General features: G+C 51.0%; 13 protein-coding genes. All 13 read left to right on the forward strand.

What is annotated here, in order from left to right; all coding sequences use genetic code 11:
* Positions 1–3 precede the first annotated feature (3 nt).
* Positions 4–630 (forward strand): DUF4355 domain-containing protein, encoded by a 627-nt coding sequence (locus H6A20_RS11930; protein WP_204907343.1) that lies wholly within the window; start codon positions 4–6, stop codon positions 628–630.
* Positions 631–677: 47 nt separating this feature from the next.
* Positions 678–1865, forward strand: coding sequence for a phage major capsid protein (locus H6A20_RS11935; RefSeq protein ID WP_243426214.1), 1188 nt, complete (start codon positions 678–680; stop codon positions 1863–1865).
* 16 nt (positions 1866–1881) lie between these two features.
* Positions 1882–2094, forward strand: a complete 213-nt coding sequence (locus H6A20_RS11940) for a hypothetical protein (protein ID WP_204907344.1) — start codon at positions 1882–1884, stop codon at positions 2092–2094.
* A gap of 16 nt (positions 2095–2110) precedes the next feature.
* Positions 2111–2443: a phage head-tail connector protein gene (locus H6A20_RS11945; protein ID WP_204907345.1), complete on the forward strand. Its 333-nt coding sequence runs from the start codon at positions 2111–2113 to the stop codon at positions 2441–2443.
* Positions 2440–2742 (forward strand): hypothetical protein, encoded by a 303-nt coding sequence (locus tag H6A20_RS11950; RefSeq protein ID WP_204907346.1) that lies wholly within the window; start codon positions 2440–2442, stop codon positions 2740–2742. Before H6A20_RS11945 ends, H6A20_RS11950 begins: the two co-directional genes overlap by 4 nt.
* The gene (locus H6A20_RS11955; RefSeq protein WP_204907347.1) at positions 2742–3077 is read left to right on the forward strand and encodes an HK97-gp10 family putative phage morphogenesis protein; all 336 of its coding nucleotides are present in this window, start codon (positions 2742–2744) and stop codon (positions 3075–3077) included. The genes H6A20_RS11950 and H6A20_RS11955 overlap by 1 nt, the downstream gene beginning before the upstream one ends.
* Before the next feature lie 11 nt (positions 3078–3088).
* Entirely contained in the window at positions 3089–3472 is a 384-nt protein-coding gene (locus H6A20_RS11960; RefSeq protein WP_204907348.1) for a hypothetical protein, read from the forward strand.
* Between the two features lie 18 nt (positions 3473–3490).
* Entirely contained in the window at positions 3491–3997 is a 507-nt protein-coding gene (locus tag H6A20_RS11965) for a phage major tail protein, TP901-1 family (RefSeq protein WP_204907349.1), read from the forward strand.
* Between the two features lie 49 nt (positions 3998–4046).
* On the forward strand, positions 4047–4424 hold the full coding sequence (locus H6A20_RS11970) for a tail assembly chaperone (RefSeq protein WP_204907350.1): 378 nt from the start codon (positions 4047–4049) through the stop codon (positions 4422–4424).
* A gap of 104 nt (positions 4425–4528) precedes the next feature.
* On the forward strand, positions 4529–4774 hold the full coding sequence (locus H6A20_RS11975) for a hypothetical protein (protein WP_204907351.1): 246 nt from the start codon (positions 4529–4531) through the stop codon (positions 4772–4774).
* Between the two features lie 4 nt (positions 4775–4778).
* Positions 4779–8285: a tape measure protein gene (locus tag H6A20_RS11980; RefSeq protein WP_204907352.1), complete on the forward strand. Its 3507-nt coding sequence runs from the start codon at positions 4779–4781 to the stop codon at positions 8283–8285.
* Positions 8286–8287: 2 nt separating this feature from the next.
* Positions 8288–9817, forward strand: coding sequence for a distal tail protein Dit (locus H6A20_RS11985; protein WP_204907353.1), 1530 nt, complete (start codon positions 8288–8290; stop codon positions 9815–9817).
* Positions 9818–13423: phage tail spike protein (locus H6A20_RS11990; protein WP_204907354.1), on the forward strand; the 3606-nt coding region annotated here is incomplete at its 3' end. It lies immediately after the preceding gene.

The raw sequence follows: 13423 nt of genomic DNA on the forward strand, positions 1-13423 counted from the left end.
CTAATGAAATTTAAAGAATTCATGATGCTGCAGTTGTTTGCGGAAGATCCGGGCGGTGGATCCGGCGGTGATCCCGGTTCTGGCGGAACAGATCCCGGTACCGGAGGCGGTGGTTCTGATGACGACGACCCGGAAGACGAAGATTCGGATGAGGACGACGACCCGGATGGGGAGAAAAGATATACCGTCAAAGAAGTAGACGAGCTGGTCAAGCGGAAAAAGGCTGAATGGGAGAAGACCCGGAAGAAAGAGGATGATGAGGCGAAGAAATTTGCCAAAATGAATGCCCAGGAAAAAGCGGAGTATAAACAGCAGCAGCTTGAGAAGCGGATCCAGGAGCTGGAGGATGAGAAGACGCTCGCCGGCATGCGGGATGAAGCAAGGAAGCAGCTTTCAGAGAAGGGGATCAATATTTCTGATAACCTTCTGGAGTTTATGGTGTCCAAGGATGCCGAGAAGACCAAAAAGGCAGTGGATTCCTTTGCGGAACTGTTCAATGCGGCTGTAAACGAGGCTGTTAAGGGCAAGGCCAGACAGACCACTCCTAAAGAGGGCGGCGGTTTCTCCGGTGGCGGGAAAGAGACACTGGATATCGGTAAGATGGCAAAAGAAGCCAGAATCATTAAATAAATGGAGGTATGAGAAACATGAATGGAAATAAGAAAATCTTAAAAAAGATGAATCTGCAGATGTTCGGCCAGACATTTGATCCGGACAATGTGACCATGTACGAACACAAGGATGGAACCATCCCGAAAAAGTACAATGAGCTGATCCTGAAAGAGGTCATGAACGGCAGCCAGGTAATGAAACTGGCCAAGTATGAGGAGATGGATGGCAAGGAAAAGGAGTTTGAGTATTTTGCCAAAGGTCCCGGCGGTTACTGGGTAGGTGAGGGCGAGAAGATCCAGACATCCAAACCGCAGTGGATGCAGGCAAAGATGGTTGCCAAAAAAATCGGCGTCATCGTTCCCTGCTCCAGGGAGTTCCTGCACTATAAAGTATCCGACTTCTTCGAGAAGATGAAGCCCAAGATCGCGGAGGCATTTTACAAGAAATTTGATGAGGCGGCAATTCTCAACATGGATAACCCGTTCCCTCAGTCTGTAGAGGAATCAGCTCTTGCTGCCGGTAATCTGATCAGTGGTGGGATCACCTATGATAACATCCTGGCTATGGAGGATGCCCTGAATGATGAAGACTATGATGTGAATGCGTTCATTTCCACAAAGAAGAACCGCAGCACTCTTAGGAACGTCCATAAGATCGATAACGGCGTTGTTGTGGAGTCCCTGTATGACAGAGGAGCCAATACCATCGATGGGCTTCCGGTCGCTGATCTGAAGGGAATGGATAGAGGAAACCTGTATGCCGGCGATTTTGATTACATGTACTACGGTATTCCGTTTGGCATGTCCTACAAGATTGATGAGTCCGCACAACTGTCTACCCTGAAAAATGCAGACGGTACTCCGGTGAACCTGTTTGAGCAGGAACTGGCGGCCCTTCGTGTGACGATGGATGTGGCATTCATGATCGTGAAGGATGAGGCATTCGTGAAACTGGAGGCAGGAACGTCCCAGATTGGCGCCCTGACAGTGAACTCCGCTGCAGGAACGGCAGTTGGCGATACGAAGGTTACAGTAACTCCGGCGAAAGGTGATGGGAATTCCTACAAATACAAGATCGGCGATGCCGCGGCAGAAGTGACCTATAAACAGAGCGTCCGGAACTGGACTGCCTGGGACGGGGTGTCTGACATCACAGCCGAAACGGGCAAAACAATCACGGTAGTGGAGTGTGATGCGGAGTATCTGGCTCTGAAGGCAGGTTCCAAGGTTGTGACGGCCAAGGCGGACGAATAGTCAGGGGGTGTAGAACATGTATAAGGTGATCAAAGGATTTCATGATCTGCAGGATTCCGTTAGTACAAAGAACGGAGCGATCTATCATGAGTATAAAGTGGGGGATGTTTTCCCCCGCGAGGGCAAAAAGGTAGATGAAAGCAGGCTGAAAGAACTGGCCGGAAAGGACAATAAGCGTGGCGTTCCCCTGATCAAAGAGGTGAAGGAAGCGACTCCTGCGAAGAAGTAGGAAGGCGGTGGCGAGCATGCTGGAAGATTTGAAACGGATGTTGGGGCTGTCCGGCCAGAAGGATGAAGAGCTGGATCAGAAGCTGGAGTGGATCCTGGACGCAACAACATCCCGGCTGAAGGTGCTTCTGGGCGGTATTGATCCGGGCAATGACCTGGATTATATCGTTACAGAGGTGTCGATCATCCGGTACAACCGGATTGGTTCGGAGGGCTTTCAGTCGCATACGGTTGAAGGGGAAAGTGTCGGGTTCTTGAGCTCGGATTTTGACGCCTATATGGATGATATCCAGGCATATAAGGATACGAAGAACATTGATGTTTCAAAAGGAGGGATCCGCTGGGCATGAGATATGATACACCAGTATATTTCCAGAGGATCACTCCCGGCGAGTATAATCCGAACACCGGGAATTATGCGGATGATACCGTGGAGGAAACCCCGCGGTATGCGTCCGTTATGAATACCGGTGAGGAAACGCTGCGGCTGGTCTATGACGGCCCGAAGCAGGGGAGCCTTACGATCCAGATCCAGAACCACTACGAGGAGCCGTTTGACCGGATCCGGGTGGGCAATAAGCTGTATGCGGTAGATTACTCCCGGAAACTCCGGCTGAAGCATACGTTTGTAGTATCAGGGGTGCAGTGATGGGTGGAATTAAGGTTGTAGGGCTTGAGGAACTGCAGAAGAAGCTGAAGCAGAACGTCCGGATGGAAGACGTGAAGAAAGTAGTCAGACATAATGGAGCCGAAATGCAGGCAAAAGCACAGCAGAACGCCCCGGTGGATACTGGAACGCTGAAGCGCAGCATAGGACTTGAAATTGCAGATGGCGGTATGTCTGCAGAGGTAGAGCCTATGGCAGAATATGCTCCTTACGTGGAGCTTGGTACCCGTTTCATGGAGGCACAGCCTTATCTGAAGCCGGCATTTGAGGAGCAATCCAAAGAGTTCCGAAAGGACATGCAAAAATTGGTAAAGTGAGGTGATCCGACGTGGATCCACAGCAGGAACTATTCACAGAGTTGCTTCTGCAGTTGAAAAAGACGGAATATGTCGTGCATGACACCTTCCTCCCGCCGGAGGACACGCCGTATCCGTTTATCTACCTGGCGGACAGCCAGCAGGCTGATCAGCAAACAAAAGGCGCTGTGATCGGCAGTGTGTACCAGACGATCCATGTCTGGCACAACAATCCCAGGCAGCGGGGGACGGTGTCAAAGATGCTGCTTGATATCAAAAAGATCTGTTATGGTCTGGAACATACGGCTGGATATAGCTGGATGATCGCAAACGTGACTCAGCGGATCCTGCCGGACAACACAACAAAGACTCCACTTCTGCATGGATTGCTGGAAGTGGAGTTTAAATTTTCATAAAAATGGAGGTAGTTAAGGATGAGTGCAATTCAGGGAAAAAGAATTATTTATCTGTACCGGATCCTGAAAGATGCGGCAACGGACGATGCAACGGCACTGGCGTTTACGACGGAGAACGAACGGACGAAGTCCCGGGACGCGGATACGACCGAGACGAAAGACGGGCCGATCAGGACGCCGGGTGCACTGGAGACTGAAATCACCGCAACCGCGATCTTTTCAAGTGAAAGTGACGAGATGATTACGAAACTTGAAAAGGCAGTGGATGATTCGGATAAAGTAGAGATCTGGGAGGTTAACCTGGACAACCCGGGGACCTCTGATAATGCCGGAAAGTTCGCGGCGAAATATTTCCAGGGCTATGTCACTGAATTCGGCCTGACGTCCAGTGCGGAAGATCATGCGGAAGCGTCGCTGACTTTCGGGATTGAGGGAACAGGTGCAGACGGATACGCAACAGTGTCTGACGAACAGCAGGAAATTGCATCCTATGTATTCGCAGATACAGAAAAGACAGGAGCGTAGGCAGGAGATCCGTTTCTCCTGCACTTTTTTATATGGAGGTAAAAAGAAAATGTTTGAATTAACGATTAATGGACAGGCATATCAGTTTCATTTTGGCATGGGTTTTTTGCGGGAAGCTAACAAGACGGTTTCCGAAAAGATTAACAATGCTACAGATAAGAAAAAAGATGTCGGTGCAACCTATATGATCGCGGGGATCATTGACGGTGATCCGGAGGATCTGGTAAATGCACTGGATCTGGCAAACAAAGGACAGACTCCGCGTGTGACAAGGGCACTGCTTGACAGCTATGTAGAGGATCCGGATACGGATATTGATCATCTGTTTGGAGATGTGCTGGATTTTTTAAAGATAGCAAATGCTACGAAGAAAATCGTGGCTCGGTTGGAGACGAGGATAGAGGAAGAGAGAGCGAAACAGAATTAACCTTCGATGAACAGTACCGGGAAGTTGCAGTCACCTGTTTTCGCTATTTCGGCTTTACATCGTTTGAGCAGGTGGATGAGTTAACAATTGCTCAGTACGAAGTCATGATGGAAGCCCTGGAACTTCGGATGCTGGACGAAAGTTTGCGTGAACACCGGCAGGCTTTCCTGAACTTTGCTGTCCAAGCAGAAAAGAAAGCCGGAAAAGGAAAGACAAGGCCAGTCTATCAAAGGTTCCGGCAATTTTTTGATTATGATAAAGAGTTGAAAAAAATACGGGATAAAAAGAAACATGCTGCAAAGAGGAGCCGGTTTTCTGGCATTGGAAAGATCCTAAGGAAAGGGGAGTGAGGACTTGGCTGAAACATTTAGTGTAAAAGCAATTCTGTCGGCGGCAGACAAGGGATTTACCTCTACGATGAAGTCGGCATCGAACTATGTTGATCATATGAAGTCCACGCTCTCGAGCGGGATTGGATTTGGCGTTATGATGGCAGCCGGCCAGACGGCTTTTAACGCCTTGATCAATGGGGCCTCCGGCCTTGTCGGCGGAATGAATGAGGCAAGTGCTGCGTGGAAAACCTTCCAGGGCAATATGGAGATGAACGGGAAGTCGGCATCGGAGATCAAAGCCATTAAGGATGAACTGCAGGAGTTTGCAGAGGCAACGATTTATAGTTCTTCAGATATGGCGTCCACATTTGCTCAGTTGGAAGCGGTCGGGACGAAGAATACAAGAAAGCTGGTTAAAGGTTTCGGCGGCTTGGCTGCTGCGGCAGAAAATCCTACCCAGGCAATGAAGACGCTATCGCAGCAGGCTACGCAGATGGCAGCGAAACCGACAGTTGCCTGGGAAGATTTTAAGCTCATGCTGGAACAGACACCGGCCGGAATTGCCGCAGTGGCGAAGCAGATGGGGAAATCCACCCAGGATCTGATCAAAGACGTACAGGCGGGGACGGTGGCTACAGAAGATTTCTTTGATGCGATCGCAAAAGTCGGGACAAACGAGTCGTTCACGAAGCTGGCAACAGAGTACAAGACGGTTGGACAGGCAATGGATGGTCTGACCGAGACTGCAGCAAACAAACTACAGCCTGCTTTTGATACTCTTTCGGCGGGCGGCATCAGTGCGATCAGCAAACTTGTTGACAAGGTCGGAGAATTGGATGGGGAAAAGATCGCATCTAAACTGACAACTGGGTTAGATAAGATCAAGCCTTACTGGGATACGGCTGTTGGTGTTGTAAGCCAGGTTGGTGCTGCGTTTGGTGATGCAATTTCGGCTATCTCCGGGGAAATGTCGAAGCTGAATGGCAGTTTCGGATCCACGAAGAGTGTAGAAGGTTTCGGTGATGCCTTAAGTATAGCCGGAGGAGCATTGGAGACATTTGCCGGGTTTCTGGAGGATCATGCGGACATTATTGCTGTATTGATTAGTAATCTGCCGAAGCTCTTAATGGCCTATATGGCGTTCAAGGCTGTGAGCGCTGTGGCTCCTGGAGTGATGGCCTTTGGTAAAGGGATCATGTCGCTTGCCGGAAATGGGATCAGTGGACTTGCGCAGAAATTATTCGGAGTAAGCAGTGCAACAAAAACGGTTGGAACGGCATCTGCGACAAGCGGAAAGATGCTTCTGCAGTCGGCGGCATCGTTTATGGCATTTGGTGCTGGTATTGCCCTGGCGGCAACTGGATTATATATTATGGCGCAGGCTGCGATACAGTTGACAAATGCAGGACCAGGAGCTGTAGCAGTTATGGCCGGGATGGTAGGGGTTATGACTCTTCTTGCAGCAGGAGCGTCAAAAACCGGGACACAACTTACTACTGCATCTGTTGGGTTAGTTGCATTTGGAGCAGCTATCCTGATTGCGGGTGCTGGAATGTATGCGATGAGTTCTGCTGCAATCAATCTTACTAATGCTGGCACTCCCGCAATAGCAGTTATGGCCGGAATGGTCGTGGCAATGGCTGGGTTGATGGCATTGGCAGCGGTACTCGGGCCAGCACTTACAGCGGGATCAGTTGGTTTTATCGCTTTGGGTGCAGCTATCGCACTGGTTGGTACCGGCGCGCTTATGGCAAGCGCGGCCCTTGCTATAGTTGCAGCTGTATTACCTACGATAGCAGCGTATGGGCTGCAGGGTTCCGTAGCAATCATAGCTCTTGGAGCATCCATGACCGTATTCGCAGCGGGTGCGATTCTTGCCGGTGCAGCATCCGTTGTACTGGGGGCTGGCCTGGTCACGGTTGGCGTTGGAGCTCTTGCCGCTGCGGTTGGCGTAGGGGCGCTTGCGGCAACTGCAGTATTGTTAGGGACGGGTCTTCTTCTTGCAGGCACCGGATCTGCACTGCTGGCAGTCTCTTTGCCAGTCATCGCACAAAATGGAGTCCAGGCAAGTGTTGCTTTGCTTGCGTTAACTGCTGGTGCTGCTGCATGTGCGATACCGATAGCAGCCTTGGGAGCAGCAGCTCTTGTATTAGGCGCGGGTATTACTGTGGCGGCAGTTGGTATCGCGGCCCTTGGGGTAGCAATATTGGTACTTTCTGCTGGCACACTCGTAGCCGTTGCGGCCCTTACAGTAATGTCTCTGGTACTCCCTCAGATCGCGGCAAGTGGAGCGTCTGGCGCGGCATCGATTGCAATGCTTGGAGCCGGATTACTAGTATTTGCAACTGGGGCTGCCGCCGCAGGAGTTGCATCAGTAGCACTTGGTGCAGGGCTAGCGGTTGTTGCCGCTGGACTCGGGTTGGTTGGTGCTGGTGTGACAGTAACGGCAGCGGGTGTCCTGCTTTTGTCCGTTGGAACAGTTGCGCTCGGAGCCGGGCTTGCTTTGGTAGCTGCTTCTCTGACAGTTGTAGGGGCTGCACTACTATTGGTAGCCACCGGTTCATTGACAAGTGCCGCTGGGTTTACGGCATTTTTGGTCACAGCAACAGCGCTGAGCGCAATCCTACTTGTTGTGACAGCGACTCTGGCAGCAACTGGCGCGGTATTTTTAGTTGGCACAGCCGGGGCTACTGCCTTTGGCGTTGCAATGACGGCAGGGGCGGTAGGAACGGCCGCAATGGCCGTAGCTTTGGTGGCCGTCAATTCAAGCATGAAATCCATAGCGAATAACGCGAAGAGCGCACAGAAATCTCTGTCGAGTATGAGATCGTCTGTAAGCGTGGTAAATGACGGCCTGGACGCACTGGGAAACAAGGCGAAGTCAGCTATCAAGTCACTGATCAGCGAGTTCTCTAATGCAGAAGGAAAAGCCAAGAGTTCCGGACAGGCGGTAGGGAATAATTTCAACAACGGCGTTACGGCTGGAATGAGCCGAGCGGTATCAACAGCGGTCGCGATGTCAGCATCTATTGTGGCTGCTATGCGGTCCGCCCAGAGCGGCGCATACAGCAGTGGCGTTTACATTGGCGTAGGTCTGGCAAATGGTATCCGATCTCAGGTGGGCGCCGTGCGAAGTGCTGCAGCTTCTCTGGCTGCAGCGGCAGAGGCGGCGATCGTGGCCAAGGCGAAGATTGGCAGCCCGTCAAAGGTATCCACAAAGCTGGGCGGCTTCTTCGGTGTTGGCTGGGTGAACGGGATCCTGGATAAGGTCCGGGAAGCCAAAGCAGCAACATTGGAGTTGTTTACTGTTCCTTCGCTGGTTCCGGTGCCGGATATTGGCATGACCATTGGCGGCGGCATCCGGGATCTGGATGAAAATTATAACTATACCAGATCGGCCAGGTACACAATCATCGTACCGGTTGAAATGGAAGGCCGGGAAGTAGCCCGGGTGACAGCGCCGTATACGGAAGCGGAGCTGAACAAGAAGCAGAAGGTTAAGAATATGATCAAGGGCATAAAGGGGTAGAAATGTATAACTTTGTTGATGTGGATGAGGGGGCTGTAGGAAGCAGCCTCCCGTCTGAAGCCATGAAGATTAATGGCAAGTATATTGAAAATGAAATAGAGGGATACCGGACGCTATATGTCCTTGGCCGGGAACTGACAGAGGAAGAAATCACCGAACTTCAGATCGGGATGATAGACGGGGCTGAATACCGGGGGCGTCGGACGGTGTCCAGGACAATTACGGTAGGATATCAGCTCCTTTCCGATACCCCGGAGCAGTTCCGGGCACGGTTCAATCATCTGAATGCAATCCTCAGACAGGAAGAGGCAGAGATCATTTTTGCGGATGAACCGGACAAATATTTTATCGGAACGAGGAGCAATGCCGGGGATGTGCCGGAAGGCCGCCTGAACGTGACAGGTGAGTTTTCCATTTACTGTTGCGATCCCCGGAAGTATTCAACTGTGGAAAAAACCTTCCAGGCATCCGCCAATGAGGAAGGAATCCTGGAAGCTACGATCGAGAATGACGGGAACGAGGCTGTACCCGTCAGCTATGAGATCACGCACAATCATGAGAATGGTTTTATCGGCATTGTGTCTGAGTACGGCGCCATTCAGCTAGGTAAGATTGACGAGGTGGACGCTGTTCCGGCCGAAAAATCGGAGGTCCTGTTCCGGTGTGATAGCGCATCAGAGTTTCTATCTGCTTTTACGGTTGGAGAAGGCATCTTTGATAAAAATTATGATTACGGCCGAAACGGCACCTGGGGAAGCGTGTCGCTGGAAGGACGGCAATGGCTATCCCTGGACAGCGTTGGCAGTGGATCCAGTTGGCATGGAGCGATCGCGCAGAAGATTCTGCCAGAAGATTCCAGCGGATCTGTAGGGGCTAAGAACTTTACCTGCCAGTTTACTATGTGGTTTGAAACGGGCAAGGTGCCACAGACCGGTGCGATCGAGGTGGTGATCGGAGACAGCTCCGGGAAGCAGATCATGTCTATGCATATCGTGAAGAGTTCCACGAACACAAACATCTGTAATGCGAAATTCCAGGTGGGAAGCGTGGAGAAAGGGAAGGCACAGTATGAACCGGGATACTGGTCATACACAGCCAAAGGCGGCGTGATCAAGATGCGGAAGAGCGGCGGTACTTTTGAGTTCCATTTTGCCGGGAAGAAGTATACCTATACAGATTCCTCTCTCAAAGATAAAGAGGCATATTCTGTGTCCATTTCTGAAATACAGTACAGCAATCGTGGTAAATCCAACCTTGTGACTCATATGTACTTCGGGTATCTCTATTTTCAGAAAGACAACGTGGAGTATTTAAAGGACATCCCGAACCGGTATCCGGAGGACAGCGTGGTCTATGTAGACGGAAAGACAACAAAGGTCTATGTAGATGGCGTGCCAAGCCAGCAGGATGAGGTAAAGGGGAGCAAATATTTCAAGGTCCCCCCGGGGGAAACCAAGGTGCAGTTTTATTATTCAGACTTTGCAGATCCACCGCCGACGATCGAGGCAAGGATAAGGGAGGCATATTTGTAAATGGAAAATATAAGGATCGCGGTCCTGGATACGCAGGATCAAGTGCAGGCATATCTGGACAATGAGGCTCCGGATGGCCTGCATTATTATGATGATGAGTTGCATGAATATCTGCAGGGCAGCGCATATACATTTAATTTCACGGCCAGCGCGGATCATGAGGATGCGCAGTACCTGACCGTTGGGAATAAGCTTGCGTTCGTTTATCGTGACAAAGAATACTATCTGAACATCATGCGGGCAGAAGAGGACGAAGAGGAGATCCTTGTTGAGTCTTACGGTCTTATTTTCGAGCTGCTGAACGAGGAGAAAGAAAAGTACAGCGCTGCGTCCGCTATGACGTTCGTGCAGTACATGGCCGTCATAGATTATGAGCAGACTGTGAAGATCGGCATTAACGAGGTGGCGGATAAGAAGATTAAGACGGAATGGACCGGCACGGATACCATCCTTGCGCGGATCTATTCCCTTGCAAACACATTTGGAGCAGAAGTGGAGTTTGTGGCCGAGCTGAATGAAGACTATTCTTTGAAGCAGATCACAATGAATGTCTATAAAGAACACGATGACGAGAACCAGGGTATGGGAACACGCCGGACAGATGTAACGCTGCGGTATGGCGTGAACGTGGAAGGGATCCGGAAGACATCAGATATTACGGAATTGTACACTGCGATCCGGCCGTTTGGCAGGGATGGCCTGACGGTGACCTCACTTAACAAAACCGAGTATGATGCAGACGGGAATGTGGAGTTCAGTTCGCCGTCCGGGAACAGGAACATTCTTGCCGTTCAGGCAAGGGACCGCTTTCCGTCCAATCTGATGGGCAAGGAGAATGACCGGTATATCGCTAAGATCTATGACTATGATACCGACAATGTCAATACACTCTACGGGCAGGCGCTGGCAGAACTTAAGAAACTGTCTGTTCCGCAGGTCAGCTATGATGTTGACGGGTATTTTGATACTAATATCGGAGATACGGTAGATATCGAGGATGATGGGTATAATCCGACGCTGTACCTGGAAGCCAGGGTATCTGAACAGATCCGCAGCTTTACGGATCCGACACGAAACAAGACCACTTTCAGCAACTTCCGGGAACAGCAGAGCCAGATCGACCCAGAAATTATAAACAGGGTTCAGGCTTTGGTTGATCAGAACCGTACATATACCTGTTCTGTATTATCTGATAATGGAATTGTATTCAAAAACGGTGAAGGACAGACCACATTGACTGCATCGGTCATGGATGCCGGAACGGACTTGACTGATGAGATGACAATCAGCTGGAAGAAGGACGGCGTGTCTGCTGGGACAGGCAAGAGTCTGGCTGTGCAGGCGTCGGATGTGTCCGGGAAGGCTGTCTATCGATATGAGGCCACGGATGCAAACGGGATCCTACGTGGAATGTGCGAAGTAACGGTTAGTAATGTTCTTGATGGCCAGGATGGTGCAGAAGGACCGCAAGGACCACAAGGTCCCCAGGGAGAGCCGGGGAAAGATGGCGAGGATGGAAAAGATGGTGAGCAAGGTCCTAAGGGTGAACAAGGTGATCAAGGACCTGTAGGTCCAACCGGTCCGCAGGGCGAGCAGGGTCCTCAAGGCCCTCAAGGCCCCCAGGGAGAAAAAGGCGAACAGGGAGAGCGCGGACTGCAGGGACTTCAAGGCGAGAAGGGAGACCAGGGAATTCCTGGGCCTGCAGGAGCTGACGGAAAGGATGGAGTAAACGGGAAGACCAGTTATACGCATATCGCTTACGCCAATAGTGCGGATGGCCAGACGGATTTCTCTGTGTCTGACAGCGACCGTGATTATATCGGTATGTATGTCGATTTTATTTCGACAGACAGCGATAATCCTTCTGACTATGCCTGGAGCAAGATAAAGGGTGCAGATGGAGCGCAGGGAACTCCTGGAAAGGCAGGAGCTGACGGGAAGACACCGTATCTGCATATTGCTTATGCAAATAATGCAACTGGTACCAGTGGATTTTCTACTACAGACAGCGTTAACAAACTGTATATTGGTCAGTATACAGATTATATTGCTTCGGATAGCACGGATCCGACAAAGTATTCCTGGACGAAAATTAAAGGAGATAAAGGGGAAACCGGTGACCAGGGGCCAAAAGGGGAAACTGGTGATACCGGACCTCAAGGGCCTCAAGGATCTCAAGGCGAAAAAGGCGAGAAAGGAGACAAAGGGGATACAGGTGATGCAGGAGCGGACGGTGTGGGAGTTCAGAGTGTGGATGTTATGTATTATCAGTCCACATCAGCCACATCGTTGGCCGGAGGATCCTGGCAGACCGATGCTCCGGGATGGGTGGATGGAAAGTATGTCTGGTCAAAAACAGTGATTACTTATACAGATACCAGTATGGCAGAGACAGATCCCGTATGTATTACCGGTGGAAAAGGAAGTACTGGAGCCACAGGTCCCAAAGGCGATAAGGGCGATACAGGTGCCACAGGAAATACTGGTCCTGCCGGAGAAGATGGGAAAGGTGTGACTAGTATTGTGGAGCAGTATTATCAATCTACTTCGGCAACATCCCTTTCCGGCGGCAGTTGGTCCACCACTTATCCGGGATGGGCGAATGGAAAATATATCTGGACACGTAGTATCATCACCTATACGGATAATACGGCGACAACCACAACAGAAGTATGCGTGACCGGAGAAAAAGGATCTACTGGAGCGACAGGTGCCACAGGCCCTAAAGGGGAACAAGGTGAAAAGGGCGATAAAGGCGATACTGGGCCAAAGGGGGAGAAGGGTGATACAGGAGCTACTGGTCCGACCGGTCCTCAAGGAGAAATTGGACCACAAGGCCCTAAGGGAGACCAAGGCAATACCGGTCCGCAGGGTGAAAAAGGTGAGACTGGAGCGCAAGGCCCCGCTGGTCCCAAAGGCGAACAGGGCGAGACAGGTCCACAGGGACCACAAGGTGAAAAAGGGGAGACAGGGGATACAGGTCCCCAAGGCCCACAAGGAGAGAGAGGCCCACAGGGATCTACTGGTCCACAAGGGCCTAGTGGTTCGGACGGAGAAGACGGGCAGATGCTTTATGCTACCTGTGAAACGGGGTCTGCTACAGTCGCAAAAGTGGCCACGTTGGCAGCTGGAAAACTGACGTTGAAAGCCGGATCCACAGTAGCGGTGAAGTTTACTTACGCCAATAATGCCGCAAGCCCAACGCTGAACGTTGGAGGGACAGGGGCGAAGGCTATTTATACGCAAGGCGTAAGGTATGCTTACTGGGCGGCAGGAGCGACCGTGGTATTCACCTATGATGGGGCAAACTGGAGAGTGGCAAGTGAGCCAGTGTATGCAAGCACAGCTACGATTGGGAATCCGGCTGGCAGGAATATCTATCTTGACAGCACAAGGGTGTATGTGCGGAATGGTTCAACAGGCTTGTTGGAGATAGGAGCGAATAGTGTAGACGGAAGCAATGCAGCATACCTTAAATCCAACGCAATACGATTAGGGATAAAAGGTCCCAGTGAGAGCGGGTCTTCCTCTACTCCACACGTCAGGATAACAGACGAAGGCGTCTTTACGCATGAAGGCGAGGTCTGTACGAAAAATAACTGTTTG

The organism is Mordavella massiliensis, assembly GCF_016901695.1.
Lineage (GTDB): Bacteria > Bacillota > Clostridia > Lachnospirales > Lachnospiraceae > Claveliimonas > Claveliimonas massiliensis_A.

Coding starts and splice junctions, on each gene's coding strand:
- H6A20_RS11970 (WP_204907350.1), top strand. CDS start 4,047: ATGTTTGAATTAACGATTAATGGACAGGCATATCAGTTTCATTTTGGC.
- H6A20_RS11950 (WP_204907346.1), top strand. CDS start 2,440: ATGAGATATGATACACCAGTATATTTCCAGAGGATCACTCCCGGCGAG.
- H6A20_RS11975 (WP_204907351.1), top strand. CDS start 4,529: ATGATGGAAGCCCTGGAACTTCGGATGCTGGACGAAAGTTTGCGTGAA.
- H6A20_RS11955 (WP_204907347.1), top strand. CDS start 2,742: ATGGGTGGAATTAAGGTTGTAGGGCTTGAGGAACTGCAGAAGAAGCTG.
- H6A20_RS11985 (WP_204907353.1), top strand. CDS start 8,288: ATGTATAACTTTGTTGATGTGGATGAGGGGGCTGTAGGAAGCAGCCTC.
- H6A20_RS11930 (WP_204907343.1), top strand. CDS start 4: ATGAAATTTAAAGAATTCATGATGCTGCAGTTGTTTGCGGAAGATCCG.
- H6A20_RS11935 (WP_243426214.1), top strand. CDS start 678: ATGAATCTGCAGATGTTCGGCCAGACATTTGATCCGGACAATGTGACC.
- H6A20_RS11965 (WP_204907349.1), top strand. CDS start 3,491: ATGAGTGCAATTCAGGGAAAAAGAATTATTTATCTGTACCGGATCCTG.
- H6A20_RS11940 (WP_204907344.1), top strand. CDS start 1,882: ATGTATAAGGTGATCAAAGGATTTCATGATCTGCAGGATTCCGTTAGT.
- H6A20_RS11945 (WP_204907345.1), top strand. CDS start 2,111: ATGCTGGAAGATTTGAAACGGATGTTGGGGCTGTCCGGCCAGAAGGAT.